The organism is Yinghuangia soli, from assembly GCF_021502675.1.
GTDB classification, from domain to species: Bacteria; Actinomycetota; Actinomycetes; order Streptomycetales; family Streptomycetaceae; genus Yinghuangia; species Yinghuangia soli.
In genome coordinates this window covers 177,082-203,093 of sequence record NZ_JAKFHA010000007.1, presented here as the reverse complement: position 1 = coordinate 203,093, position 26,012 = coordinate 177,082, and the positions used below count along the sequence as shown (strand labels likewise).

General features: G+C 71.5%; 19 protein-coding genes and 3 tRNA genes. 16 read left to right on the top strand and 6 right to left on the bottom strand.

Annotated features, from left to right (window positions below; translation table 11 throughout):
* Window positions 1–28 precede the first annotated feature (28 nt).
* The 16 genes from LZ495_RS15545 (at window position 29) to cimA (ending at window position 22,542) form a co-directional block, all read left to right on the top strand.
* Window positions 29–1,024, top strand: coding sequence for a 2-hydroxyacid dehydrogenase (locus tag LZ495_RS15545; RefSeq protein WP_235052780.1), 996 nt, complete (start codon window positions 29–31; stop codon window positions 1,022–1,024).
* Window positions 1,025–1,143: 119 nt separating this feature from the next.
* Complete coding sequence (locus tag LZ495_RS15540; protein WP_235052779.1) at window positions 1,144–2,745, top strand: DUF2079 domain-containing protein; 1,602 nt, start codon at window positions 1,144–1,146, stop codon at window positions 2,743–2,745.
* 400 nt (window positions 2,746–3,145) lie between these two features.
* Window positions 3,146–5,881: a putative bifunctional diguanylate cyclase/phosphodiesterase gene (locus LZ495_RS15535; protein ID WP_235052778.1), complete on the top strand. Its 2,736-nt coding sequence runs from the start codon at window positions 3,146–3,148 to the stop codon at window positions 5,879–5,881.
* Between the two features lie 298 nt (window positions 5,882–6,179).
* The gene (locus LZ495_RS15530) at window positions 6,180–7,925 is read left to right on the top strand and encodes an acetolactate synthase large subunit (RefSeq protein WP_372498575.1); all 1,746 of its coding nucleotides are present in this window, start codon (window positions 6,180–6,182) and stop codon (window positions 7,923–7,925) included.
* Between the two features lie 28 nt (window positions 7,926–7,953).
* On the top strand, window positions 7,954–8,478 hold the full coding sequence (gene ilvN / locus LZ495_RS15525; RefSeq protein WP_235052777.1) for an acetolactate synthase small subunit: 525 nt from the start codon (window positions 7,954–7,956) through the stop codon (window positions 8,476–8,478).
* 159 nt (window positions 8,479–8,637) lie between these two features.
* Window positions 8,638–9,636: a ketol-acid reductoisomerase gene (ilvC, locus tag LZ495_RS15520; protein ID WP_235052776.1), complete on the top strand. Its 999-nt coding sequence runs from the start codon at window positions 8,638–8,640 to the stop codon at window positions 9,634–9,636.
* A 146-nt stretch (window positions 9,637–9,782) separates the two neighbouring features.
* A complete protein-coding gene (locus tag LZ495_RS15515) occupies window positions 9,783–10,553 on the top strand; it encodes a WXG100 family type VII secretion target (protein ID WP_235052775.1) in 771 nt (256 codons plus the stop codon).
* A 3-nt stretch (window positions 10,554–10,556) separates the two neighbouring features.
* The gene (locus LZ495_RS15510; RefSeq protein WP_235052774.1) at window positions 10,557–12,266 is read left to right on the top strand and encodes an alpha/beta hydrolase; all 1,710 of its coding nucleotides are present in this window, start codon (window positions 10,557–10,559) and stop codon (window positions 12,264–12,266) included.
* A gap of 37 nt (window positions 12,267–12,303) precedes the next feature.
* The gene (locus LZ495_RS15505) at window positions 12,304–12,801 is read left to right on the top strand and encodes a hypothetical protein (protein WP_235052773.1); all 498 of its coding nucleotides are present in this window, start codon (window positions 12,304–12,306) and stop codon (window positions 12,799–12,801) included.
* Between the two features lie 247 nt (window positions 12,802–13,048).
* Window positions 13,049–14,446: a PP2C family protein-serine/threonine phosphatase gene (locus LZ495_RS15500; protein ID WP_235052772.1), complete on the top strand. Its 1,398-nt coding sequence runs from the start codon at window positions 13,049–13,051 to the stop codon at window positions 14,444–14,446.
* Window positions 14,447–14,509: 63 nt separating this feature from the next.
* Window positions 14,510–15,343: a hypothetical protein gene (locus tag LZ495_RS15495; protein WP_235052771.1), complete on the top strand. Its 834-nt coding sequence runs from the start codon at window positions 14,510–14,512 to the stop codon at window positions 15,341–15,343.
* A gap of 101 nt (window positions 15,344–15,444) precedes the next feature.
* Window positions 15,445–15,837, top strand: coding sequence for a hypothetical protein (locus tag LZ495_RS15490; RefSeq protein ID WP_235052770.1), 393 nt, complete (start codon window positions 15,445–15,447; stop codon window positions 15,835–15,837).
* 195 nt (window positions 15,838–16,032) lie between these two features.
* On the top strand, window positions 16,033–17,622 hold the full coding sequence (gene serA / locus LZ495_RS15485) for a phosphoglycerate dehydrogenase (RefSeq protein WP_235052769.1): 1,590 nt from the start codon (window positions 16,033–16,035) through the stop codon (window positions 17,620–17,622).
* A gap of 580 nt (window positions 17,623–18,202) precedes the next feature.
* The gene (locus LZ495_RS15480; RefSeq protein WP_235052768.1) at window positions 18,203–19,255 is read left to right on the top strand and encodes a 3-isopropylmalate dehydrogenase; all 1,053 of its coding nucleotides are present in this window, start codon (window positions 18,203–18,205) and stop codon (window positions 19,253–19,255) included.
* A 188-nt stretch (window positions 19,256–19,443) separates the two neighbouring features.
* On the top strand, window positions 19,444–20,544 hold the full coding sequence (locus tag LZ495_RS15475) for a branched-chain amino acid aminotransferase (RefSeq protein WP_235052767.1): 1,101 nt from the start codon (window positions 19,444–19,446) through the stop codon (window positions 20,542–20,544).
* Between the two features lie 402 nt (window positions 20,545–20,946).
* Complete coding sequence (gene cimA, locus LZ495_RS15470; RefSeq protein ID WP_235052766.1) at window positions 20,947–22,542, top strand: citramalate synthase; 1,596 nt, start codon at window positions 20,947–20,949, stop codon at window positions 22,540–22,542.
* 130 nt (window positions 22,543–22,672) lie between these two features.
* Here cimA and LZ495_RS15465 read toward each other — a convergent pair.
* The 6 genes from LZ495_RS15465 to LZ495_RS15440 form a co-directional block, all read right to left on the bottom strand.
* Window positions 22,673–22,745 (bottom strand) — tRNA-Glu (locus tag LZ495_RS15465).
* Between the two features lie 47 nt (window positions 22,746–22,792).
* Window positions 22,793–22,865: transfer RNA gene (locus LZ495_RS15460), tRNA-Glu, on the bottom strand.
* A 64-nt stretch (window positions 22,866–22,929) separates the two neighbouring features.
* Window positions 22,930–23,001: transfer RNA gene (locus LZ495_RS15455), tRNA-Gln, on the bottom strand.
* A 364-nt stretch (window positions 23,002–23,365) separates the two neighbouring features.
* A complete protein-coding gene (gene gltX / locus LZ495_RS15450) occupies window positions 23,366–24,868 on the bottom strand; it encodes a glutamate--tRNA ligase (RefSeq protein ID WP_235052765.1) in 1,503 nt (500 codons plus the stop codon).
* Complete coding sequence (locus LZ495_RS15445) at window positions 24,861–25,646, bottom strand: fumarylacetoacetate hydrolase family protein (RefSeq protein WP_235052764.1); 786 nt, start codon at window positions 25,644–25,646, stop codon at window positions 24,861–24,863. The genes gltX and LZ495_RS15445 overlap by 8 nt, the downstream gene beginning before the upstream one ends.
* Before the next feature lie 82 nt (window positions 25,647–25,728).
* Window positions 25,729–25,956 carry a hypothetical protein gene (locus LZ495_RS15440; protein WP_235052763.1) on the bottom strand — a complete coding sequence of 76 codons (228 nt, stop codon included), beginning with the start codon at window positions 25,954–25,956 and terminating at the stop codon, window positions 25,729–25,731.
* Between the last annotated feature and the right edge of the window lie 56 nt (window positions 25,957–26,012).

The following is a 26,012-nucleotide window of genomic DNA, read 5'->3' as shown; positions in this document are numbered from 1 at the left end:
CGTCCGCAGCGCAAATAGAGTTCCCCGCATGGCCACCTCCACTCCCTCGCCCGCCGCCTCCGCGCCCACGAAGCGCGGCCGCGTGCGCATCCCGTACCCGCCCGACCAGGTCGGCGGCCTGCCCGGCGGCCTCGGCATCGAGGTGTACGACGGGGTCGGCGCACCGCCGACCGAGCACGACGGCGTCGACTTCTACGTGCTGCCGTACACCTTCGACCCCACCCCGCTGCGGGTGCTCGCCGAGATGCCGCAGGTGCGCGTGGTGCAGACGCTGACCGCGGGCTTCGAGCACGTGCTGCCGTACCTGCCGCCGGGTGCGGTGCTGGCCAACGGCCGCGGGATCCACGAGGCGAGCACCGCAGAGCTGGCGATAGCGCTCACCCTGGCGTCGCTGCGCGGCGTCCCCGCCTTCGTGCGCGGCCAGGACTCCGGGGAGTGGCTCGCCGGCTTCTATCCGGCGCTCGCCGACAAGACCGTGCTGATCCTGGGGTACGGCGCGATCGGCGAGGCCGTCGACCGGCGCCTGGCCGGCTTCGAGGCCGAGGTCGTGCGCGTCGCCCGCACCGCGCGCACCACCGCGGACGGCGCTCCGGTCCGGGGTCTCGCCGAGCTGCCCGGGCTGCTGCCCGCCGCCGACGTCGTCATCCTGACCACGCCGCTCACCGACGACACCCGCGGCCTGGTGGACGCCGCGTTCCTGGCCCGCATGAGGGACGGCGCGCTGCTGGTCAACGTCTCGCGCGGACCGGTCGTCGACACCAAGGCCCTGCTCGCCGAGCTGGCGAGCGGCCGGATCACCGCGGCGCTGGACGTCACCGACCCGGAGCCGCTGCCCGCCGACCACCCGCTGCGATACGCGCCCGGGGTGCTCATCAGCCCGCACGTGGGCGGCAGCTCGTCGGCATTCCTGCCCCGGGCACTGCAATTGATCCGCCGTCAGGTGACCGCGTGGGCGGCCGGCGAACCGCTCGCGAACATCGTGGCCGGACCGGGCGCGACCGGGGCGGCCGCTTCGGGAGAGTGAATCCGCTTTTCCACGCAACCGGCAGGGCAGGCCCGCACGTATCAGATTGGTAGGGTCTGGGGCCGACGTTCCGGGGGCCGCCCCGGCGGCCTCGCGGCCGGTGGGTGAAGCGGAGAACCATGAACAATCCGGTGAGCCGGGTCGAGGACACCGAGGCTGCCGCCGGTGCCGACACCCCCGGCGCAGTCGAGTCGGCCCGGCACACGGAGATCCCCGCGCAGGACGGCCGCGCGGCCGTCGGTGCGGCGGAGCCGGGGAAGGCCGGCCGGCGGGCGGAACCCCGGTGGCGCGAGTGGCGCTCCTGGCGCGAGGTCCGGCTCGGCCCGGCCGCGGTGCCGTACCTGTTCGCCGCGGCGTTCTTCGCCGTCTACGCCACATACGCGCTGCTCAAGCACCGGCGCATGGAGACGCACGCGTACGACCTGGGCCTGTTCGAGCAGGTGGTCCGCAACTACGCGCACTTCCAGGCGCCGGTCTCGGACATCCGCGACCCCGGCTTCAACGTGCTTGGCGAGCACTTCCACCCGATCCTCGCGCTGCTCGGCCCGGTCTACCGGGTCTTCCCGGGGCCGGGCACGCTGCTCGTCGCGCAATCGCTGCTGATCGCGCTGTCGGTGATCCCGATGACGCGCATCGGCATGCGGGCGTTCGGCAACCTGGGCGGCGCCGCGTTCGGCATCGCGTACGGCCTGGCCTGGGGCCTGCAGAGCGCGGTGGCCTTCGAGTTCCACGAGATCTGCTTCGCGGTGCCGATGATCGCCTTCGGCCTGGAGCGCTTCCTGCTCGGCAAGTACGGCACCGGTCTGCTGTGGCTGCTGCCGCTGGTCCTGGTCAAGGAGGACCTGTCGCTGACCATCGCGGCGGCCGGCGTGTACCTGGCCGTCCGGCGGCAGTGGAAGTGGGCCGCGATCGCCGTCGGAGTCGGCATCGTCGCCTTCGTGGTCGTGGTGTTCGTGATCCTGCCGGCCATCAACCCGACCGGCACGTACCCCTTCTGGGGCAACCTGGACGGCACCACGCGCGCGGGCAACGCGGTGCCCGGCACCGGAGCGGACAAGGTGCCGCTCACCAAGCTGGTCCTCGGCCTGCCCGCCGACATGCTCTTCCCGAGCGTGAAGTGGATGACGCTGTTCACGCTCCTGGTGCCGACCGGGTTCCTCGCCCTGCGCTCGCCGATCCTGATCATGGTGCTGCCCACGCTGCTGTGGCGGTTCACGTCGAGCAACGAGTTCTACTGGGGCGTCTTCTTCCACTACAGCGCGGTGCTGATGCCCATCGTCTTCGCGGCTTTCGTGGACGCGGTGGTCAAGTTGCGCACGTCCAAGGTGGACTGGCTGCGCCGGTACGCCGCCAAGGCGGTGATCGTGCCGCTCGCCGTCTCGCTCGCGCTGTGCCGCGACTTCCCGCTCATGGACCTGCTGCACAAGCCGACCTGGACGGTCGACGAGAAGGTGAAGCGGGCCGAGCAACTGGTCGGCAAGATCCCGGACGACGCCAACGTGAGCAGCACCGAGCGGCTCGCGCCCCGGCTCACCTCGCGGGCCCGGGTCACGAACTTCCCGACCGTGCTGCCCGGTCCCGGCTGGATCGCGATCGACGATTGGGACGGCAAGGAAGAGTGGGCGCGCACCTGGATCGCCCACTTGGAAGGCCAGGGATTCACCCGCGTGGCCTCCGGCAAGGGCGTGGTCATTTTGCAGCGCACGGCGATGATCGGATAACCCCCGCTTTTCCGCGCCACCCCGACCACCTCGGCCGGGGCGGTGCATTCGCCACCCCGGTACGTCCCGGGCGGGTAATTGCCGCGCATTTCCTGCGCACTTCGGCACAAGTTCCCTGGAACGGGACGTGCACATGGGGAAAGTTGGTTACTCTGGGTTCTGAGAAGCGAGCGCACAGTGACGGAACTGGTGTATCGTCCGAATCGTGGAACGCCTGAGGCGTGCGCGATCGGGGCCCGGGTGGGGCAGGCCGTCAGTTCTGCGCCGGGGGCCGGCCGTTCACCGGTCCCGGCGAGGAGGGGAGTCGTCAATGCCGGGGGACTACCGCGCCGATGCCCGCTGGACCCACCCGAAGAGAGCGGCCCCTGGCGGGCGCTCCGAGCGGGCGTGACCGCTGATCTTGTCCGGATTCCGTACCAGGCGGCGTGTCCTGTCCGCCGCCGTCCCGCTGTGCGTCGCCTACACCATCGGCGCGCTCCTGGGGTGGGGCAGTCCCACGGTGTCGCTCACGATGGGCGACTTCGGGCTGGCCGCGGCGGCCGCGGCCGCGGCGGTGTCCTGCCTCGTCCGGGCCGCGCAACTGCGCGGCCGCGCCGGGCTGTCCTGGGCGCTGCTCGGCCTTTCCGCCTGCATGGTCGCGGTCGGCAACGGCATCTGGGGCTGGTACGAGGTCGTCCTCGGCCAGGACGTGCCCACCCCCGGCCCCGCCGACTGGTTCTTCCTCTTCTTCGCGCCGCCCGCGATCATCGGCCTGCTGCTCATCGCACAGCGCCCGAAGAACGCCGCGGCCTGGGCCTGCATGGTGCTGGACGGCTGGCTCATCGCCGGCTCGCTGTTCACCCTCGGCTGGAGCATGGCGCTGGCCCGCTCGGCCACCGGGGACCGCTCGGACGCCCTGAAGATCGCCCTCACACTGGCCTACCCGGTCATGGACATCCTGCTGGTCAGCATGGTCCTCGGCCTGCGCTTCCGGGCCGGCAGCGCGGACCGCGCGGCGCTCAACGTCGCGCTGGTCGCGCTCGCCGTCACGGTGGTCAGCGACGCGCTGTGGACCACCCCCGGCCTGCACGGCGGCTACCGCTCCGGTGAACTCCTGGACGCCGGCTGGTTCGCGGGCAGCATCCTGCTCGCCGCCGCGCCCTGGATGGGCGATGCGGACGGCACCCCGCCCGCGCAGCCCGGCGGCGGGCACCGCACCTTCTCGATGCTGTCCGCGCTCACCCCGTACATCGCCGCCGCGGTGTGCACCGCGGGCGTGCTCGGCGACGCGGTCGCCGGGCGCGCGGTCGACCCGGTGGTCCTGGTGGCGGGCGGCTCGGTGCTGGTGGTCCTCGTCCTGCGGCAGGGCATCACGCTCGTCGACAACGTCTTCATGGCCCAGGAACTGGCGGTCAAGGAGAGCCACTTCCGGTCCGTCGTGCAGGGCTCCAGCGACGTCATCATGATCGCCGCCAAGGACGGCGTGCTGCAGTACGTCAGCCATGCCGTCCGCCGGGTCTACGGCTTCGAGCCCGAGGAGCTCGTCGGCACCCGGCTCGACCTGCTCATCCACCCCGAGGACGGCTCGCGCGTGCAGCGCGACCTGCGCCGCTTCCTGGACGAGGCGGGCAGCCCGGCGATGACCCGGATCGAATGCCGGATCCGCTCCGCGGCCGGCGCGTGGCTGCACACCGAGTCCGCGGTCAACCGCTACGGCGACGGCATCATCCTCAACAGCCGGGACGTCACCGACCGGGTCAAGCTGCAGACCCAGCTCGAACACGACGCGTTCCACGACCGGTTGACCGACCTGCCCAACCGGGCGCTGTTCGAGGACCGCATCCAGCACGCGCTGGCGCAGCGCCGCGGCGTCACCCCCACCATCGCGGTGCTCTTCCTCGACCTGGACGGCTTCAAGGCGGTCAACGACGCGGGCGGCCACGCGGTCGGCGACGAACTCCTCGTGCAGGCCGCCCGCCGGCTGGAGAACGCGGTCCGGGTCGGCGACACGGTGGCGCGGTTCGGTGGCGACGAGTTCGCCGCGCTGCTGGTCGGCGACGCCTCGCCGCGGGCCATCCGGGAGGTCGCCGAGCGCCTGCTGGCCACGCTGTCCGCGCCGTACCGGATCAACGGGCAGGAGGTGCGGGTCGCCGCCTCGATCGGCATCGCGTTCTCCGCCCCCGACATCGAGCCGGCCGACCTGATGCGCAACGCCGACCTCGCGATGTACCGCGCGAAGTCCGGCGGCAAGGGCCGCGTCGAGGTGTACGCGCCGCAGATGCACGTGGACGCGGTCCGCCGCGTCGAGCGCGCCGCCCGGCAGCGCCGCGCGCTGCACGAGAAGCGCCTCACCGTGCTCTACCAGCCGGTCGTCGACCTGGCCACCGGTCGGGTCCGCGAGGTCGAGGCGCTGCTGCGGCGCCGCGACGACCGCGGGGCCCTGGTCGGCGCGGCCGAGTTCATCCGGCTGTCCGGCGGCGCCGACGCCCCCATGCCGCCGCTCGGCCGCTGGGTGCTCGAAGAGGTCGTCGACCAGGCGGTCCGCTGGCGGGCCGCCGGGCACGAGATCGGCGCGGGCCTCAGCCTGCCCGCCCGGCAGGTGACCGGGCCGGGCTTCGTGGACGTCGTCGACTCGGTGCTGCGCCGCTCCGCGCTGCCCCCGCAGGCGCTCACCCTGGAGATCACCGAGAACGTGCGCGGCGAGAACGCGGACGCGCTGATCGACTCCATCGTGGCGCTCAAGCGCCTCGGCGTGCGGCTGTCCGTCGACGACTTCGGCACCGGCCAGTCGTCGCTGGCTTACCTGCGGCGCATGCCGATCGACACCCTCAAGATCGACCGCTCGTTCGTCGCCGAGGTCGGCTCGTGCCCGCACCTGACCGCGCTCACCTCGACCATCGTGCGCCTCGGCCTCGACCTCGGCCTGACCCTGGTCGCGGCCGGCGTGGAGACCCCGAACCAGGCGGTGATCCTGCGCGACATGGGCTGCCAGCGCGGCCAGGGCTTCCTCTACTCCGGCCCGCTGGAGGAGGACGGTGTCCTGCAGGTCCTGGACCGCGGCAGACTGGGCGGCGAGCCCGAGCAGCCGGCCCTCGGCCCCGCCGAGCCGGTCGAAGAGCGCCCGCCCGCGGTGCCCGTGCAACGGCCGCAGATGTGACCCGCACGACGCAGTCCCGGAGCATTGCCGGACAGATTGTCCGAATGTTGAGACCCGAATGGTCGCTGCTTGACACGTACCCTGGGTCGGAGGAAAGGTCGACGCATGCAGACCCGCATTCTCGTAGTAACGGCGCGCGTGAGCTGAGCACCCGACAGCCCACGCGCCTCCCCTCGCATGCCTGACGGCACGAGGGGTTTTTTGTTGCAGCGGAACCGGCGGAAGCCGCACCCGCAACCCTTGCCACGAGGAGGGCCGTCAGGCCCGGCTGCCGACCGCGATCGAGAAGAGAAATGCCATGACTGAGCAGGTGACCGGAGCACAGGCGCTGATCCGCTCCCTGGAGGCCGCCGGTGTAGACACCGTCTTCGGCATCCCGGGAGGGGCGATCCTCCCCGCGTACGACCCGCTGCTCGACTCGACCAAGGTCCGGCACATCCTCGTCCGCCACGAGCAGGGCGCCGGGCACGCCGCCGAGGGCTACGCCCAGGCCACCGGCAAGGTCGGCGTCTGCATGGCCACCTCGGGCCCGGGCGCGACCAACCTGGTGACCCCCATCGCGGACGCCCACATGGACTCCGTCCCGATGGTCGCGATCACCGGCCAGGTGCCCAGCGCGGCGATCGGCACGGACGCCTTCCAGGAGGCGGACATCTGCGGCATCACGATGCCGATCACCAAGCACAACTTCCTGGTCACCGACCCGGCGGACATCGCCCCGACGATCGCCGCGGCGTTCCACATCGCCTCGACCGGCCGCCCCGGCCCGGTCCTGGTCGACATCTCCAAGGACGCGCTGCAGGCCCAGGTCGAGTTCGTCTGGAGCGGCACCCCCGAGCTGCCCGGCTACCGGCCCGTCACGCGCCCGCACGCCAAGCAGATCCGCGAGGCCGCGCGCCTGCTGACCGAGGCCAAGCAGCCGGTCCTGTACGTCGGCGGCGGCGTCCTCAAGGCGCACGCGTCCGCCGAGCTGAAGGTGCTCGCCGAGCTGACCGGTGCCCCCGTCGTCACCACGCTGATGGCCCGCGGCGCGTTCCCGGACAGCCACCCGCAGCACCTGGGCATGCCCGGCATGCACGGCACCGTCGCCGCGGTCACCGCACTGCAGCGCGCCGACCTGATCGTCTCGCTGGGTGCCCGCTTCGACGACCGCGTCACCGGCAAGCTGGACACCTTCGCGCCGCACGCCACCATCGTGCACGCGGACATCGACCCGGCCGAGATCTCCAAGAACCGCACCGCGGACGTCCCGATCGTCGGCGACGCCCGCGAGGTCATCGCGGACCTGGTGGTCGCGGTCCAGGCCGAGCAGGAAGCCGGCCGCCGCGGCGACTACACCGGCTGGTGGACGCAGCTGAACGACTGGCGCGACCGCTACCCGCTGGGCTACGACCTGCCGGACGACGGCACGCTGTCCCCGCAGCTGGTCATCGAGCGCCTCAGCGCGATCAGCGGCCCGGAGACGATCTTCGCGGCGGGCGTCGGCCAGCACCAGATGTGGGCCGCGCACTTCATCAAGCACGAGCGCCCGTACACCTGGCTCAACTCGGGCGGCGCGGGCACCATGGGCTACTCGGTCCCGGCCGCGATGGGCGCCAAGGTCGGCATGCCGGAGACCACGGTCTGGGCGATCGACGGCGACGGCTGCTTCCAGATGACCAACCAGGAGCTGGTCACCTGCGCGCTGAACAACATCCCGATCAAGGTCGCCATCATCAACAACGGCAGCCTGGGCATGGTCCGGCAGTGGCAGACGCTGTTCTACAACCAGCGCTACTCCAACACCGACCTGCACAGCAAGCACATCCCGGACTTCGTCAAGCTCGCGGACGCGATGGGCTGCGTCGGCCTGCGCTGCGACAACCCGGACGACCTGGACGCCACCATCAAGCAGGCGATGGAGATCAACGACCGCCCGGTCGTCGTCGACTTCGTCGTGCACCAGGACGCGATGGTCTGGCCGATGGTCGCGGCCGGTACGTCCAACGACGAGATCCTGGCCGCCCGGGACCAGCGCCCGGACTTCGGCGACGGCGAAGAGTGACCGAGGACCAAGGGAAGGCGTAACCACCATGTCGAAGCACACTCTCTCGGTCCTCGTCGAGAACAAGCCCGGTGTCCTGGCGCGCATCACCGCGCTGTTCTCGCGCCGCGGTTTCAACATCGACTCGCTTGCGGTCGGGACCACCGAGCACCCGGACATCTCGCGCATCACGATCGTCGTGGCGGTCGAGGACCTGCCGCTCGAGCAGGTGACCAAGCAGCTCAACAAGCTGGTCAACGTGCTCAAGATCGTCGAGCTCGACCCGTCCCAGTCGGTGCAGCGCGAACTCCTGCTGGTCAAGGTCCGCGCGGACCACGAGACCCGCTCGCAGATCGTCGAGATCGTCCAGCTGTTCCGCGCGAAGACGGTCGACGTCTCGCCGGACGCGGTGACCATCGAGGCCACCGGCGGCGCCGACAAGCTGGACGCCATGCTGCGCATGCTGGAGCCGTTCGGCATCAAGGAGCTCGTGCAGTCCGGCGTGGTCGCGATCGGCCGCGGCGCACGGTCCATCACGGACCGCTCGCTGCGCCCGGTCGAGCGCAGCGCCTGACCCTGCCGTACTGCGCCTGACCGGCCCGGCGAGGATCTCGCGGTCACTCTCCGAGCCGGTCAGTCTCACACTTCAAACCACCGGAACCGTCCCGCGGACAATTTGCAAGGATGTCCGGGGGTCGCGACCCGCAATTCGTGTCTTAAGGAGAAACCCGAAGTGGCCGAGCTGTTCTACGACGACGATGCCGACCTGTCCATCATCCAGAACCGCAAGGTCGCGGTGATCGGCTACGGCAGCCAGGGCCACGCCCACGCGCTGTCGCTGCGCGACTCCGGCGTCGACGTGCGCGTCGGTCTGCTCGAGGGCTCCAAGAGCCGCGCCAAGGCGGAGGAGGCCGGCCTGCGGGTCGTCACCCCCGAGGTGGCCGCGGCCGAGGCCGACGTCATCATGATCCTCACCCCGGACCCGGTCCAGGCCGACGTCTACGCCTCGGCGATCGAGCCGAACCTCAAGGACGGCGACGCGCTGTTCTTCGGGCACGGCTTCAACATCCGCTTCGGCTTCATCAAGCCGCCGGCGAACGTCGACGTCGCGCTCGTCGCGCCGAAGGGCCCGGGCCACCTGGTCCGCCGCCAGTACGAAGAGGGCCGCGGCGTGCCGTGCATCGTGGCGGTCGAGCAGGACGCCTCGGGCAAGGCCTTCGACCTGGCGCTCTCGTACGCGAAGGGCATCGGCGGCACCCGCGCCGGCGTCATCAAGACGACCTTCACCGAGGAGACCGAGACCGACCTGTTCGGCGAGCAGGCCGTGCTCTGCGGCGGCACCGCGGCGCTGGTCAAGGCGGGCTTCGAGACCCTGGTCGAGGCCGGCTACCAGCCGGAGATCGCCTACTTCGAGTGCCTGCACGAGCTGAAGCTCATCGTCGACCTCATGTACGAGGGCGGCCTGGAGAAGATGCGCTGGTCGATCTCCGAGACCGCCGAGTGGGGCGACTACGTCACCGGCCCGCGCATCATCACCGCCGACACCAAGGCGGAGATGAAGCGGGTGCTCGCCGAGATCCAGGACGGCACCTTCGCCAACGCCTGGATGGCCGAGTACAAGTCCGGCCTGCCGAAGTACAAGGAGTACGTCAAGGCCGACGCCGAGCACTCGCTCGAGGTCACCGGCAAGAAGCTCCGCAAGATGATGAGCTGGGTGAACGACGAGCGCTGAGCCGCCCGCCGGCCCCGCGCCGCAGCTTCCCCGAAGCGCCCCGGACCTCACCGGTCCGGGGCGCTTTGTGTTTTCCGGCTCTTTCCGGCGCCGGAAATGCGCTGCTACGGTGACGCGAAATCCGATCGGCGCCACGGGGAGCAGCCTTGGGATTCGATATCGACCTGCCCAATCCGTTGGACGCATTGGGCGATGCGCGGGACGCGGTGGTCGACGGGGTCACCGATGCCGGCGAATACGTCGCCGGAAAAGTGGACGAGGCGGTCGACCAGACCGTTGCCGCGGGGGAGTACCTGGCCGACAAGGCCGCGGATGCCGGCGAGTACGTCGCGGACAAGGCCGTCGAGGCGGGGGAGTACATCGCCGACAAGACCGTGGAGGCCGGCGAGTACCTGGCCGACAAGGCCGTCGACGCCGGCGAGTACATCGCCGACAAAGCCACGGACGCGGGGGAGTACATCGCCGACAAGGCCACCGAGGCCGGCGAATACCTGGCGGACAAGGCCGCCGACACCTGGGACGCGATCCGCGACCCGTACGACGAGATCAAGGAAGCGGTCACGCCGGGGCCTTCGACGCCGTCGTACCAGAAGCAGCCGGACCTCTCGGCGCCCAATCCGGGCGGGGCCTCGGACTCCTTCAAGGTGTCCCCGGAGGACCTGCGGGCGATCTCCGGAGCCGCGGGCACCGTCGCCGAGGAACTGCGGCCCACGGCAGGAACGATGCGGGAAGCGGGCACCGCCCCCGGCCTGCCCGGCTGGGAAGTCGCCGGCGCGCTCACCGGCTGCACCGAGACGTGGGGCACGCAGCTGGACAAGGTCACCGCGGAAGTCCGCCGGATCTCCGACACCTTGGCCGCCAACTCCTCGGGATATGCGCAGCAGGACATCCGGATAGCCGAGGAATTCGGGGGATAGCGCATGGTCACGGTTCCGCAATTGCGCGATGCGTCCTTCGGCGGTCTGCGTGAGGCGTCGGCATCGCTCGGCCGCCTCGCGCAGAAACTCGAAGCCCTGGAAGGCCAGTACCGGACCACCGTCGTGACCACGGCGTCGCGGTCGTACTGGGAAGGCACCGCGAACGCCGCCTCGAAGCCGGCCATCGACACCGCCGGACGCCTGATGGAAGTCGCCTCGGCCGAGGTCCGCAACATGGTGGTGGCGGTCGACTCGGCCACCGAAGAGTTCGTGGCCGCCCAGAACCAGTTGCGCGCCACGCTGACCGCGGCCAAGTCCGAGGGCTTCGTCATCGGCGACGACGGATCGGTCAGCTGGCCCCCGGAGCAAACCCCGGCGGGCACCGACCCGGCCGAGGCCGAGGCCGCCGAGACCCGCAAATCCGACCGCGGCACGGCGATCAGCTTCGAGATCCTCGGCGCACTCGTGCGGGCCACCAACGCGGACACCTCCGCGGCGCAGGCCCTGCGGGTGTTCGCGCAGGCCACCGCGCTCGACGTCAGCGGACCCGACGGGGCCGCGCGGCTGGCCCGGATCCAGGCGGACGGCAAACTCGCCGTCGACCTGGCCGGCGGCCTGGACGCGAGCGACATCCCGCCCGCGGGCAGCGACCCGAAAGCGGTCTCCGCGTGGTGGCGGGCCCAGTCGCCCAACGTCCAACTCGCTTATCTCCAGGCGTACCCGGACCGGGTCGGCGGCCTCAACGGCGTCCCCGTGGTGGCCCGCGACGAGGCCAACCGGACCACCATGGCGCTCGAACTCGCCGACCTGCAGCGCCGGGAGGCCACGCTCGACCCGCAGGAGCGGCGGACTCTCGCCGCGCTGCGGAAACTGGATACCCAACTGACGGACCAGGCGTCGGACCGCGAAGGCGATGCGAAGCCCATCTACCTGATCGACATCGACACCAGCGGCGACGGCAAGTGGGCGGTGGCCGTGGGCAATCCGGACACCGCGGCGAACACCGCCGTGCAAGTCCCCGGCCTCAACACCGACATCGAGGAGATCAGCGGCGAGATCGACAAGGCCCGCCGCCTGCAGTTCGCCGCCGACATGCAGACCCCGGCCGCGGACGACGTGGCCGTGGTGACCTGGCTCGGCTACGACGCGCCCGAACTGGCCCTGGAGCAGCCCAACACCAGCGTCATGGGCACCGGCCGCGCCGAGGCCGGCGCCCCCGCACTCGACCAGTTCGTGGACACCCTCCGGACCACCCACGAAGGCGACCGGGACCGGCTCACCGTGGTCGGGCACAGCTACGGCTCGGCCGTCGTCGGCAGCGCCGCCTCGCAGCACACGCTGGACGCCGACGACATCGTGGTGGTCGGCTCGCCCGGTACCAACACCTCGCACGTCTCGCAGATGAACATGCAGAACGGGCATGTCTGGTCCGGTGCCGCGTCGGACGACTACGTGGCCCGCCTGCCGCAGGCCGCCGAGGCCGCCGCCTACGCTCCCATCCCGGGCGCCCCGGCCATCCCGGGCGCGTATCCGATGGGTGCGGCCCCGCAGGACGTCGATTACGGCGCCAACCGGTTCGACGTCGACACGAGCGGACACAGCAACTACTGGGACCCGGGCAGCGAAAGCGTCCGGAACATCGGCGCCATCACGGTCGGAAACTACCAGGACGTCACCTTGAACCACGGCACGGCACCCGCGGGTGCACGATGAGGCCCCGCCCGACGGAACACCGAGGAGGGATTGCGCCATGCGGACCATGAGCGAGGAGGAAATAGCCGCCGACGCGCGGCCCCTGGTCGACTTCGTCGGCGAAGTGCTCGGGCCGGGCCGCGAACCGGTCTGGCGCGGCATGGTCGGCGCGCCCTGTACCCGGCCGGACGGGACCAGCGATCCGGACGTGCGGGCTTACACCGCGGGCGCCCAGGTCATGGGCGTCCCGGTCCGCGAACACATCGGGCTGCTCACCCGGCTGCACGACCGGGTCGCCGAACTGCATTGGGACGTTACGTACTTCGCTGCGCACCAGGACACCGGTACGGCGGCCTTGGTCTGCGTCGACCCGCGGACCGGATTCGAGTTGGCGGTCAACTCGACGAAGCCGCCCACGGCGTTCGCGGTGCTGGTCAACACGCCGCCGACCGCCGTGCCGGCCCCGGAGCCGGTCTACACGCCAGAGCCGGCGCCGGCGCCGGAGCCAAAGCCCGGACCCGAGCCCGGGGGTGACATCCGCGACATTCTCGGGTGAATTCCCGAATCGGGAAGGTCCGGCGCCGCTCACGGGTTTGCCACCGGCAGTACTTGATCACGGTGCCGGAGACCGGCCGCATGCGGAACAATCGAACTCGCAGGGGTGGATCCGTGCCAAGCTTCGCCCGCAGGCGCGATGCTGGTGGCACCGTTTCGACCGGCGCACCGGAAGCCGTTCCGGGCCGACCTCGTGGAGCGTGAGGCAGATGAGGGGCAGAGGGGACTCCATCCGCCGGGAGGGGGCCGTGTCGGCCCGCGGCGGATCACCGTCCGGTGACCGTGCGCCCGGGCGTGCGTCCCTGCCGGGGGAGCGGTACGACACGCCCACCCCCGCCGGGTTCGAACGCACCCTCCGGCAGGACGAGTTGCGGGCCGACGGCCGCGGCGCGCCGGACGACGCGCAGCCCGGCGACCCGCACCGCCGGCCGCCGGCGGCAGCGGCCGCCGATCCCGGACCCGGTGCGGGCGACGACATGTTCGCCGACCTGTATCTCGACTTCGACGACCTGGCCGACGCGCCGGGTGCACCCGCCGCCGCGCACGCGCACGAGCCCGCACCGCGCGCCACCCCGGCGGCGCCCGCCCCGCCGCCGCCCCCCGAGTACGACGCGACGGTGCCGTCCGTCCGGGCCCTGCCCGCGGACCCGCCGGCCGTCCCGCCGCCGCCCGAACCCGTCGCGGCGCCGCCCGCGCCGCCCGCGGCCGCACCTCCCGCCGCGCCCCCCGTCGCACCGCCTGCCGCACCACCCGCACCCCCTGCTGCCGAACCGGAGGGCGACATCGAGGCCACCTCGCGCACCGACAGCGTCGCGCGCCGCCGCGACCAGGACGCCCGCCCCGGCGGCGCGGACGTCGAAGTCCAGGCGTCCGCCTGGTCGGCCGCCTCGCATCCCGGCCGCCGCCGCGCGGTGCGCCGCGAACGCCTGGGGCTCGGAACCGAGTTGACCGCCCGGGACAACGACGACCGGTACGCCGCCACGGGCAGCGTCTTCGTGGTCGCCGACGGCCTCGGCGGCCACCCCTCGGGCTGGTACGCCGCCGACGTCGCGTGCCGCACCCTGGTCGCCGACCTGGCCGCCGCGGACCTCTCCGCGGGCTGGAGCGACCGGCTGCGCGCCGCGATCGCGGTCGCCGACCTCGCGGTCCGCCGGCACGGCCACGGCCAGACGTACGAAGGCATGCGCACCACCGTGGTCGCCGCGGTGGTCCAGGAAGGCCGGCTGCACCTGGCCGGCTGCGGCGACAGCGTGTGCTGGCTGGTCCGCGGCGGTGCCGCGTTCCGGCTCACCGAGCAGGGCAACGCCGCGGACCTCGGCCGCCCATGGCTGCTCACCTCGACGCCGCTCGGCGGCTCGCAGCAGCCCGACCCGGAACTGCAGCGCATCGAACTCCACCCGGGCGACCGGGTGGTCCTGGCGACGGACGGCGTGGGGCACCTCGCCGACGAGACCGTCGCCGACCTGATCCACGGGGACCCGTTCCACGCCGCCACCACGCTGACCGTCACCGCGGTCCAGAGCGGCGACGACGATGCCACCGCGGTGGTCATCGAATGCGAGGCGCTGCCGGTCGCCAACGCGGCGGCCGCGCCACCGCGCGCGAGGACCGGCGAGGGACCCGAGGATTCCCCCGCGACCCACTAGGTCGTACGGTCGGACCGCGACCTTGCGCACGAGGCGCCCCCACAAGGGGCCGATACCGGACGGATGGCGATGCTCGAACTGATCCTCACCGCGGCGACGTCGGACGACGCTGACCAGCGCGACGTCGACCTGCCCAGGTCGCGCACGGTGAAGATGCCCAGCGAGCCGGGACAACGGCTCGGGGTGGGCCGGGACCCGTCGCGCTGCGCGCTGGCCACCCCCAAGGACTGGCGTTTCGTCTCGCGCATCCACCTGGAATTCGTGTTCACCGACGAGCGGCGCTGGACCGTCGAGTGGCTGCAGGGCTCGCACACGCGCCCGGTCGCGCTCGTGCAGATCGACCGCGAGGGCGTCTCGGAACCGGTGCCGTACGGCGCCACGCTGCCGCTCGGCGGGCAGCGGGCCGGCCGCATCGTGATCAGCGACCTGGCCCGGCGGCGCCGGGTGATCGTGGCCTGGAGCCTGTCGCTGCCGCGGCTGGTCGGCGACGAGCCCACCGAGCCGGACGTCGGCGTGCCGCCCACCCAGGACGTCGCGCCGTTCGTCCTGCAGAACCGGTTGTCCGACACCGAGGTCGAGGTGCTGACCGCGATGTCCTGCGACTGGATCCACGGCCGCCAGGTCAAGCGCGCCAAGTCCACCCGCGAACTGTGCGACCTGCTGCACCTGTCCGCGGCCACCGTGGAGCGCTGCAAGACGAAGCTGCGCCGGGAGTTCTACAGCTCGGGCCTGTGCCCCGAGCTCAACGAACTCCTCGGCCCGAACTACCTGGACACCGTGCGCCACGTGCACGGCGGCTGGGACCTCATTGCGCAGACCGCCGTCACGCACGGCATAGCGGGGCAGGGGAGCTGCCCCTGCGGCGGGCAGCCGCCGCGCCGCAGCAACGGGTCCTGACCCGCCGCGGCATCAGGACCACGCAGGATCAGGCAGGATCACGCAAGATCACTCGGGATCACGCAGGATCGCTCGGGGTTGTCCGGGAGGGGAAGAAACCGGTGCTCGATCTGAATATGGCCTCCACCTCGGGGGACGACGACGCGGCGACCGTCGCCATGCTCATGGCGAGTGCGCCGAGCCGCCCGGGCGCCGTGCTCGCGGTCGGCCGCGATGCGGCCCGCTGCCACCTGGTCACCCCTGCCGACTGGCTGTTCGTGTCGCGCGTGCACCTGGAGTTCCGCTGCGACCAGTCCGGCGGCTGGCAGGTCGGCTGGCTGCGCGGCTCGCAGGACGCCCCGGTCGCCGAGGTGTTCCTGGACGACGGCGAGCGCCGCCCGCTGCCGTACGGCGGCACGCTCCCGCTGCCCCGGCCCGGTTCCGGCGAGGTCGTGATAGCGGACCGCGGCGGGGCCCGCCGGGTCACCGTCGGCTGGTTCCTCGCCACCGACTGAGCAGCCGGTCCGCAGCAGCGGTGCGCCCGGCGTGCGCCGGGGCGGAGCCGCCGCGCGCCCGTCCAGTCCCCGGACGACTGTGAAGGCATTCACAACCCGGCACTAGACTCGGCGACGCGTCAGACCCACCCGCCCCCGCGCGTCTGCGCGTACCGGGGCGCGCCGTCACCGCCGCCGCCAAAGCAAAGGATCGCAGTGAGCAAGCCCGTCGTCCTCATCGCTGAAGAACTGTCGCCGGCCACGGTCGACGCGCTCGGTCCCGACTTCGAGATCCGGCACTGCGACGGCGCGAACCGCGCCGAGCTGCTGCCCGCGATCGCCGACGTCGACGCCATCCTGGTGCGCAGCGCGACCAAGGTGGACGCCGAGGCGATCGCCGCAGCTTCGCGCCTGAAGGTCATCGCGCGCGCCGGCGTCGGCCTCGACAACGTCGACGTGCCGGCCGCCACCAAGGCCGGCGTGATGGTCGTCAACGCGCCGACCTCCAACATCGTCACGGCCGCCGAGCTCGCCTGCGGTCTGATCATCTCGGTGGCCCGCAACATCGCGCCGGCCAACGCCGCGCTCAAGAACGGCGAGTGGAAGCGCGCCAAGTACACCGGCGTCGAACTGGCCGAGAAGACCCTCGGCGTGGTCGGCTTCGGCCGCATCGGCGTGCTGGTCGCGCAGCGCATGTCGGCGTTCGGCATGAACGTCATCGCGTACGACCCCTACGTGCAGCCGGCCCGCGCCGCCCAGGTCGGCGTCCGCGTGCTGCCGCTGGACGAGGTCCTCGCGCAGTCCGACTTCCTCACCGTGCACCTGCCCAAGACGCCGGAGACCATCGGCCTGATCGGCGACGAGGCGCTGCACAAGGTCAAGCCGACGGTGCGCATCGTCAACGCCGCCCGCGGCGGGATCGTGGACGAGGAGGCGCTGGCCGCAGCCCTCAAGGAGGGCCGCGTCGCGGGCGCCGGCCTGGACGTGTTCAGCAAGGAGCCGTGCACGGACAGCCCGCTGTTCGAGTTCGACAACGTGGTGGCCACCCCGCACCTGGGCGCGAGCACCGACGAGGCGCAGGAGAAGGCCGGCATCGCGGTCGCCAAGTCGGTGCGCCTGGCGCTGGCCGGCGAACTGGTCCCGGACGCGGTCAACGTGCAGGGCGGCGAGATCGCCGCGGACGTGCGCCCCGGCCTGCCGCTCGCCGAGAAGCTCGGCCGCATCTTCACCTCGCTGGCCGGCGGCGTCGCGCAGCGCCTCGACGTCGAGGTGCGCGGCGAGATCACCCAGCACGACGTGAAGGTCCTGGAGCTGGCCGCCCTCAAGGGCGTCTTCGCGGACGTCGTCGAGGAGTCGGTCTCGTACGTCAACGCCCCGCTGCTCGCCCAGGAGCGCGGTGTCGAGGTGCGCCTGACCACCAGCTCGGAGAGCCCGGACCACCGCAACCTGGTCACCGTCCGCGGCACCCTCAACGACGGCAGCGCCATCTCGGTGTCCGGCACGCTGGCCGGCCCGAAGCGCATCGAGAAGATCGTCGAGGTGCACGGCTTCGACGTCGACCTGCAGCTCACCGAGCACATGGTCTTCCTGCGCTACGGCGACCGCCCGGGCGTGGTCGGCGTGATCGGCCGGCTGCTCGGCGAGGCGGGCGTCAACATCGCCGGCATGCAGGTCAGCCGGGCCGCCAAGGGCGGCGAGGCGCTGGTCGCGCTGACCGTCGACTCGGTCATCCCGGCCGCGGTGCTGGCCGAGATCGGCGCCGAGATCGGTGCCGACATCGTCCGCCCGGTCAACCTCGCGGACTGATCCGCGGCCCCGCACCCCGGGGCAGCACGGCTCCATCCATCTGCACACCGCTTCATCCAGCTCACCGAACGGCCCCGGAGGCATCGCCTCCGGGGCCGTCCGTGTGTTCATCCGACTCCGTTGGCGTACCCGCCATCTCAGATAGTAGGAACTCCGACTAAATTGCGGACAGCGGCCCACCCTGTCGCTTACCGTGAAACAAGTAGCACGTCCTACCTTCCGAAATCTCCCGGTTCAGGTAGGCACGTCTGGACATTCGCGCCCACGAGGCCCCGTCCGCGATGCACGACCCGTCACGCCGCCGTATCCGTGCGGCCCGCGTCGTGCCGCCCCCGGAAACCCCGGCCGCCCCCGGCCAGACCTCGTGGAGTGCACCATGGACGAGACCACCCGCAAGAACGCCGCCCAGGCGCTGCAGCGCGCACTGGACCGCCGCGACAACGGCGGGGACGTCGACGGCGACCGCCGCTGACCCCCGCCCCCCGACCGCAGGCGGGCCTGCCCCCGCCGGCATCCCGTGCCCGTCCCAGCATCCGGAACGCGTATGTCGACAACTGGGACGAGGAGTAAGGTCCGGCTCATGTCTCGCAACGCCAACAGCATCCGTCTCGCAGTGGTTCCCGGCGACGGGATCGGCCAAGAGGTCGTCGCCGAGGGCCTGAAGGTCCTCGCCGCGGCGCTGCCCGCCGACGTCGCCCTGGAGACCACCGAGTACGACCTCGGCGCCCGGCTGTACCACCGCACCGGCGAGACGCTGCCGGACAGCGTCCTCGACGAGCTGCGCGGAGCCGACGCCATCCTGCTCGGCGCCATCGGCGACCCGTCGGTGCCGTCCGGCGTCCTCGAGCGCGGTCTGCTGCTGAAGCTGCGCTTCGCGTTCGACCACCACGTGAACCTGCGCCCGGCCAAGCTCGGCCCGGGCGTCGTCTCGCCGCTCGGCAAGGACGCGCAGATCGACTTCGTGGTGGTCCGCGAGGGCACCGAAGGCCCGTACGTCGGCAACGGCGGCACGCTGCGCGCCGGCACCCAGCACGAGGTCGCCACCGAGGTCAGCGTCAACACCGCGTTCGGCATCGAGCGCGTGGTCCGCGACGCCTTCGCCCGCGCGCAGGCCCGCCCCCGCAAGAAGCTCACGCTGGTGCACAAGAACAACGTGCTGGTGTACGCCGGCCACCTGTGGACCCGGATCTTCAACGAGGTCGCCGCGGAGTTCCCCGAGGTCACCACGGACTACCTGCACGTGGACGCGGCGACCATCTTCATGGTCACGCAGCCCGAGCGCTTCGACGTGATCGTCACCGACAACCTGTTCGGCGACATCATCACCGACCTGGCCGCGGCGATCGCGGGCGGCATCGGCCTGGCCGCGAGCGGCAACATCAACCCGTCCGGCGAATTCCCGTCGATGTTCGAGCCGGTGCACGGCTCGGCCCCCGACATCGCCGGCCAGGGCAAGGCCGACCCGACCGCCACCGTGCTGTCCGTCGCGATGCTCCTGGAGCACCTGGGCCACACCGACGCGGCCCGCGCCGTCGAGGCCGCGGTGGACGCGGACCTGGCCGAGCGCGCCTCGCTCGGGGCCCGCTCCACCAGCGAGATCGGCGACGCCCTCGCCAAGCGAGTAGCCGGCTGAATCGCCGGTAGAAGTCCGCACGCCGACCGGGACCGTCGGCGCGAGACCCCAGCCGGACCGGCGATTCAGTTCGCTGTCACCGGCTGAGCCCGCGCTGTCGGTACCCGGTCGGACTGCGTTAACGTCTGCAACCGATAGGCGGCGCCTTGATGCCCCCGTCAAAAACCTCGGTGAAGGACACTGGAACCATGACGACCTCCATGACGATCGACCTCAAGCCGACCGCGACCCCGCTGTCGGACGACGAGCGCGCCGCTCGCATGACGAACCCGGGCTTCGGCCGGGTGTTCACCGAGCACATGGTGACGATCCGCTGGAGCGAGGGCCGCGGCTGGCACGACGCGCAGCTGACCCCGTACGCGTCGCTGGACATCGACCCCGCGAACATGACGCTGCACTACGGGCAGTCGATCTTCGAGGGGCTCAAGGCGTACCGGCACGCGGACGGTTCGATCGTCACCTTCCGCCCCGAGGAGAACGCCAAGCGCTTCCAGGCCTCGGCCCGCCGCCTGGCGATGCCCGAGATCCCGGTCGAGCTGTTCGTCGAGGCCTGCGACGCGCTGGTGAAGCAGGACCGCGCGTGGGTGCCGGGCGCCGAGGAGCAGAGCCTGTACCTGCGCCCGTTCATGTTCGCCACCGAGGTCGGCCTCGGCGTGCGTCCCTCGAACGAGTTCCTTTTCATGGTCATCGCCTCGCCCGCGGGCGCCTACTTCGCGGGCGGCGTCAAGCCGGTCTCGGTGTGGCTGTCCAAGGAGTACGTGCGCGCCGCCCCCGGCGGCACCGGCGCCGCCAAGTGCGCGGGCAACTACGCCGCTTCGCTGGTCGCCCAGGCCCAGGCCGCCGAGCAGGGCTGCGACCAGGTGGTCTGGCTGGACGCCAACGAGCGCCGCTGGATCGAGGAGATGGGCGGCATGAACCTGTACTTCGTGCAGGGCTCGGGCCCCGGCGCGCGCATCCTCACCCCGTCGCTGACCGGCTCGCTGCTGCCCGGTATCACGCGCGCCTCGCTGCTGCGGCTCGCCGAGGACCGCGGCTACGCCGTCGAGGAAGGCAAGATCTCGGTCGAGGACTGGCAGGCCGGCACCGCGGACGGCTCGATCACCGAGGTCTTCGCGTGCGGCACCGCCGCGGTCATCACCCCGGTCGGCTCGGTGAAGTCCACCGACGCCTCCTGGACCGTGGGCGACGGCGGCGCCGGCCCGGTCACCATGGAGCTCCGCAAGGCGCTCACCGACATCCAGACCGGCAACGCCGCGGACACCCACGACTGGCTGCACAAGATCGTCTGACCCCGCCGCCGAGGGTCCTCCGCCCGTACCGTTCCCCCAGGTGGGGGGCGGTACGGGCGGTTCTTTTCCGGCCCGGCGCGGGCGGTCGCCCGGCGGGGGCGTGCGCACTCGTAGGGGCGTGCGCCCGCCCAAATGGTGAGACCTGCGTACCAGCCGCCGGATCGTATGGCAGACTGCCCACTATGCAGCAGTGGCTCATTATTAGCCGCGGCGTGCCGGCATCGGGCTGAACCCCTACAAGGGGCAAGCGTTAACAGCCCACCGCCCGCACGCAGACCTCTCGCGACCGCGAGGGGTCTTTTGTTTTGGCCGGACACCCCTCGGCCAGGCAGCGCGCGCGGGCCCCGCCGACGTTCCACCACTTGCAAGCCGCCCTGAAAACGCATCAGGAGACCCACGGACATGACCGACGACAGTTTCCACGTCTTCGACACCACCCTGCGCGACGGATCCCAGCGTGAGGGCATCAACCTCACGGTTGCGGACAAGCTCGCCATCGCGCGGTATCTGGACGAGTTCGGCGTCGGCTTCATCGAGGGCGGCTGGCCCGGCGCGGTGCCGCGGGACACCGAGTTCTTCCGCCGCGCCCGCACCGAACTCGACCTGCAGAACGCCGTCCTGGTCGCCTTCGGCGCGACCCGCAAGGCCGGCACCACCGCCGCCGAGGACCCGCAGGTGCAGGCCCTCCTCGACAGCGGGGCCCCGGTGGTCTGCCTGGTCGCCAAGTCGCACGACAAGCACGTCGACCTCGCGCTGCGCACCACGCTCGACGAGAACCTGGCCATGGTCCGGGACACCGTCGAGCACCTGCGCGCCCAGGGCCGCCGCGTGTTCGTCGACTGCGAGCACTTCTTCGACGGCTACAAGGCCAACCCCAAGTACGCCGCCCAGGTCGTACGCACCGCGCACGAGGCGGGTGCCGAGGTGGTCGTGCTGTGCGACACCAACGGCGGCATGCTGCCCAGCCAGGTCCAGTGGACCGTGGCGCGCGTCAAGGCCGAGACCGGGGCCCGGCTCGGCATCCACGCGCAGGACGACACCGGCTGCGCGGTGGCCAACTCCCTCGCCGCGGTCGAGGGCGGCGCCACGCACGTGCAGTGCACCGCGAACGGCTACGGCGAACGCGTCGGCAACGCCAACCTGTTCCCGGTCGTCGCGGCCCTCGAACTCAAGAAGGGCATGCAGGTCCTGCCCGAGGGCAAGCTGCGCGAGATGACGCGCATCTCGCACGCCATCGCCGAGGTCGTGAACCTGGCCCCGTCCACGCACCTGCCGTACGTCGGCGTCTCCGCCTTCGCGCACAAGGCCGGCCTGCACGCCTCCGCCATCAAGGTGGACCCGGACCTGTACCAGCACATCGACCCCGAGCTGGTCGGCAACAGCATGCGCATGCTGGTCTCCGACATGGCCGGCCGCGCCTCGATCGAACTCAAGGGCAAGGAACTGGGCTACGACCTGTCCGGCGACCGCGACCTGGTCGGCCGCGTGGTGGACCAGGTCAAGGCCCGCGAGGCCAACGGCTACACCTACGAGGCCGCCGACGCGTCCTTCGAACTCCTGCTGCGCGACGAGGTCGTGGGCGCCCGCGAGCGGTTCTTCACGCTCGAGTCGTGGCGCGCGATCAGCGAGCAGCGCGGCGGCGGAGAGCAGGTCAACGAGGCGACCGTGAAGCTGCACGCCAAGGGCGAGCGCATCGTCGCCACCGGCGAGGGCAACGGCCCCGTCAACGCGCTCGACCGCGCGCTGCGCACCGCGCTGGAGCGGATCTTCCCCGAACTGGCCGGCTTCGAGCTGACCGACTACAAGGTCCGCCTCCTCGAAGGCCGGCACGGCACCGACGCCATCACGCGCGTCCTCGTGGAGACCAGCGACGGCAAGACCGAGTGGAGCACCGTCGGCGTCGCCGAGAACGTCATCGGAGCCTCCTGGCAGGCCCTGGAGGACGCCTACACCTACGGACTCCTCAAGGCCGGACTCACGCCCTCCCCGGAGGCCTGAGAAACCCGCAGCAAGCCCCCTGGGGCCGTCCCGTGCGAACGGGGCGGCCCCGCGCCGTTCCAGGCCCGGTACCCCGAGAACACCCGGAAACCAAAAAATCCCCGCACCTGATGGTGAAGGGATTTCTCTGTAGCCCCGACGGGATTCGAACCCGCGCTACCGCCTTGAGAGGGCGGCGTGCTAGGCCGCTACACAACGGGGCCCTAGCGCCGTCCCCGAGGGGGACGGGTACTGCTACGTATTTCCTGAGTAGCCCCGACGGGATTCGAACCCGCGCTACCGCCTTGAGAGGGCGGCGTGCTAGGCCGCTACACAACGGGGCCATACTCGGAAACTGATGATCACTTGGCGGTGATCGTCAGCCGTGTCGTCCTTGCGGTGACACAGCTGGGGTACCAGGACTCGAACCTAGACTAACTGGGCCAGAACCAGTCGGGCTGCCAATTACCCCATACCCCAATGCAGAACCCCTTGCGGGGGATCTTGCTGGCTTGTCCCGGCCCCCTGCGGGGCGGAACGAGTAGAACTTTACCCGATCAGGCGGGCCGGACCAAAACGGGTTCCGGAAGGCCCCTCAAGGGTGCCCGCACACCGGGATCTAAGCGGACAGAACGGTCGTACACCGAGGTGTGCGGGGCTGGTGCAGGCGTGCGCCGCAGCGGTGCCGCGCGCGTCCGCCCGTACGTCCGCACCGGCCGCCGGTCCCGGAGAACGCCGCAGGCCGGCGGCGCCGCGGTCGTGCCGCGGCCCCGCCGGCCTGCAGGGGTGTTCCTCGGGTGTTCCCGGGGTGTTCCCGGGGTGTTCCCGGGATGCTGCTCGGGCGTCAGCCCGCGGCGGTCACCGCGAGCGCGCTGCGCAGCCGGGCCAACGTCTTCTCGCGGCCCAGGAGTTCCATCGACTCGAAGAGCGGCGGCGACACGCGCCGGCCGGTCACCGCGACGCGCAGCGGCGTGAAGGCGTTCTTCGGCTTGATACCGAGCCCGTCCACGAGCGCCTCGCGCAGCACGGCCTGGATCGGGTCGGTGGCCCACTCGACGGACTCGAGCGCGGTGACGGAGGCCTCCAGCACCGGCGCGGCGTCCGCGGTCAGCACCTTGGCCACGTCGGCCTCGTCGCGCGTGAAGTCGGCGTCCGCGACGAACAGGAAGCCGAGCATCCCGACCGCCTCGCGCAGCACGACCATGCGCTCCTGGGTGAGCGGCGCTGCGCTGCCGAGGAGTTCGAGCTGCTCGGCGGACGGCTGCGCGGGCAGCAGCCCGGCGCCCTGCAGGAACGGCACCAGGCGGTCCCGGAAGTCCGCCGGGTCCAGCGCGCGCACGTGGTCGGCGTTGACCGCCTCGCACTTCTTGAGGTCGAAGCGCGCCGGGTTGGCGTTGACGTCCTTGATGTCGAACGCCGCCACCATCTCCTCGATGGAGAAGATGTCGCGGTCCGCGGACAGCGACCAGCCCAGCAGCGACAGGTAGTTGAGCAGGCCCTCGGGGATGAACCCGCGCTCGCGGTACAGGTTCAGCGACGACTGCGGGTCGCGCTTGGAGAGCTTCTTGTTGCCCTCGCCCATGACGTACGGCAGGTGCCCGAACTGCGGCGTCGTGCCGTTGCCCACGCCGATGTCGGCGAGCGCCGCGTACAGCGCGATCTGCCGCGGCGTCGAGGACAGCAGGTCCTCGCCGCGCAGCACGTGGGTGATCTCCATGAGCGCGTCGTCGACCGGGTTCACCAGCGTGTAGAGCGGCTTGCCGTTCGCGCGCACGATGCCGTAGTCCGGCACGTGCTCCGGCTCGAAGGACAGCTCGCCGCGCACCAGGTCGGTGAACGTGATGGTGCGGTCCGGCATCCGGAAGCGCAGGATCGCCTCGCGCCCCTCGGCGCGGTAGGCGGCCACCTGCTCGGCGCTCAGGTCGCGGCACGCGCCGTCGTACCCGGACGGCTTGCCGGCCGCGCGGGCGGCCTCGCGGCGCGCCTCCAGCTCCTCGGCGGTGCAGAAGCACTCGTACGCGTGGCCGGCCTCGTGCAGGCGCTTGGCGACGTCCGCGTAGATGTCCATGCGCTGCGACTGCCGGTAGGGGGCGTGCGGGCCGCCGACCTCGGGGCCCTCGTCCCACGTGAAGCCGAGCCACTTGAGCGCGTCGAGCAGCTGCTCGTACGACTCCTCCGAGTCGCGCGCGGCGTCGGTGTCCTCGATGCGGAAGACGAAAGTGCCGCCGTGGTGCCGCGCGAAGGCCCAGTTGAACAGGCACGTGCGGACCAGCCCGACATGCGGGTTGCCGGTTGGGGACGGACAGAAACGGACGCGCACATCGGCGCCCTGGGGCTCGCTAGCCACGCTTGATCACCCTGTTGGTGAGAGTTCCGATGCCTTCGACGGTGACGGCGACCTCGTCGCCCACCTGGAGCGGGCCGACGCCCGCGGGGGTCCCGGTGAGGATCACGTCACCGGGGAGCAGCGTCATCGCGGCCGTCACGTGGACGACCAGTTCGGTGATGCCGCGGACCATCTGCGAGGTGCGGCCGGACTGCCGGAGCTCGCCGTTGACCGTGGTGGTCAGGGCGAGGTCGGACGGGTCCAGCTCGGTCTCGATCCACGGACCCAGCGGGCAGAACGTGTCCATGCCCTTGGCCCGGCCCCACTGGCCCTCGCTGCGCTGCAGGTCGCGGGCCGTGACGTCGTTGGCGCACGTGTAGCCGAAGATCACCTCGGGCACCCGTTCGGCCGGTACGTCGCGGCACATGCGGCCGATCACGACGGCCAGCTCGCCCTCGTACCCCACCTCGTCGGAGATGCCCGGGTACTCGATGTCCTGGCCCGGGCCGGTCACCGAAGTGGACGGCTTCAGGAAGACGATCGGCACCGCGGGGACGTCGCCGCCCATCTCGGCGGCGTGGTCGGCGTAGTTCTTGCCGATCGCCACGACCTTGGTGGGCAGCGTGGGAGCCAGCAGGCGCACGTCCGCGAAGGCGTGGGTCCGGCCGTTCAGCGCGATGCCGTCGTACGGCCCGCCGTCCAGTTCGGCGACCACGAGTTCGCTCGGTTGGTCGCGCCGGCTGGCCAGCACGCCGAACTGCGGTGACTCGTCACCGGTGGAGAACCTGACGATGCGCACGGGACCGGGACCTCGGGATTCCTCGGGGAGCGGATGGCCGCTCCCAGGCTATCCCGGCCCCCGTGCGCGGAGCGCCGCGGTTTCAGCCCTGCAGCTCCATCAGGTTGGTGCGCCGCGGGTTGGCGGTCGGGCCGGTCTCCAGCGGGGCCGGCGTGGTGTCCTCGTCGAGCCCCTCGGGGCGGACCGGCACGGTGTCGAGCTGCGTACGACGCGGGTTCGCAGTGTTCGTACGGTGGGTGCTCAGGCTCATGTCGGACTCGTCCGCCCCTTCGAATTCGATCGGAACTGCGCGGGCAATCTGCGCGTCCACTTGAATATCAAGGTTACTGATGGTTACGTGCGTCGGTATCCGCAGTTCCCGGCCTT

Excerpts from the sequence above, each read along its gene's own strand:
- LZ495_RS15480 (WP_235052768.1), top strand. The coding sequence starts at position 18,203 with ATGTCTCGCAACGCCAACAGCATCCGTCTCGCAGTGGTTCCCGGCGAC.
- LZ495_RS15545 (WP_235052780.1), top strand. The coding sequence starts at position 29 with ATGGCCACCTCCACTCCCTCGCCCGCCGCCTCCGCGCCCACGAAGCGC.
- cimA (WP_235052766.1), top strand. The coding sequence starts at position 20,947 with ATGACCGACGACAGTTTCCACGTCTTCGACACCACCCTGCGCGACGGA.
- LZ495_RS15495 (WP_235052771.1), top strand. The coding sequence starts at position 14,510 with ATGGCGATGCTCGAACTGATCCTCACCGCGGCGACGTCGGACGACGCT.
- LZ495_RS15530 (WP_372498575.1), top strand. The coding sequence starts at position 6,180 with ATGACTGAGCAGGTGACCGGAGCACAGGCGCTGATCCGCTCCCTGGAG.
- ilvN (WP_235052777.1), top strand. The coding sequence starts at position 7,954 with ATGTCGAAGCACACTCTCTCGGTCCTCGTCGAGAACAAGCCCGGTGTC.
- LZ495_RS15540 (WP_235052779.1), top strand. The coding sequence starts at position 1,144 with ATGAACAATCCGGTGAGCCGGGTCGAGGACACCGAGGCTGCCGCCGGT.
- LZ495_RS15475 (WP_235052767.1), top strand. The coding sequence starts at position 19,444 with ATGACGACCTCCATGACGATCGACCTCAAGCCGACCGCGACCCCGCTG.
- LZ495_RS15505 (WP_235052773.1), top strand. The coding sequence starts at position 12,304 with ATGCGGACCATGAGCGAGGAGGAAATAGCCGCCGACGCGCGGCCCCTG.
- LZ495_RS15510 (WP_235052774.1), top strand. The coding sequence starts at position 10,557 with ATGGTCACGGTTCCGCAATTGCGCGATGCGTCCTTCGGCGGTCTGCGT.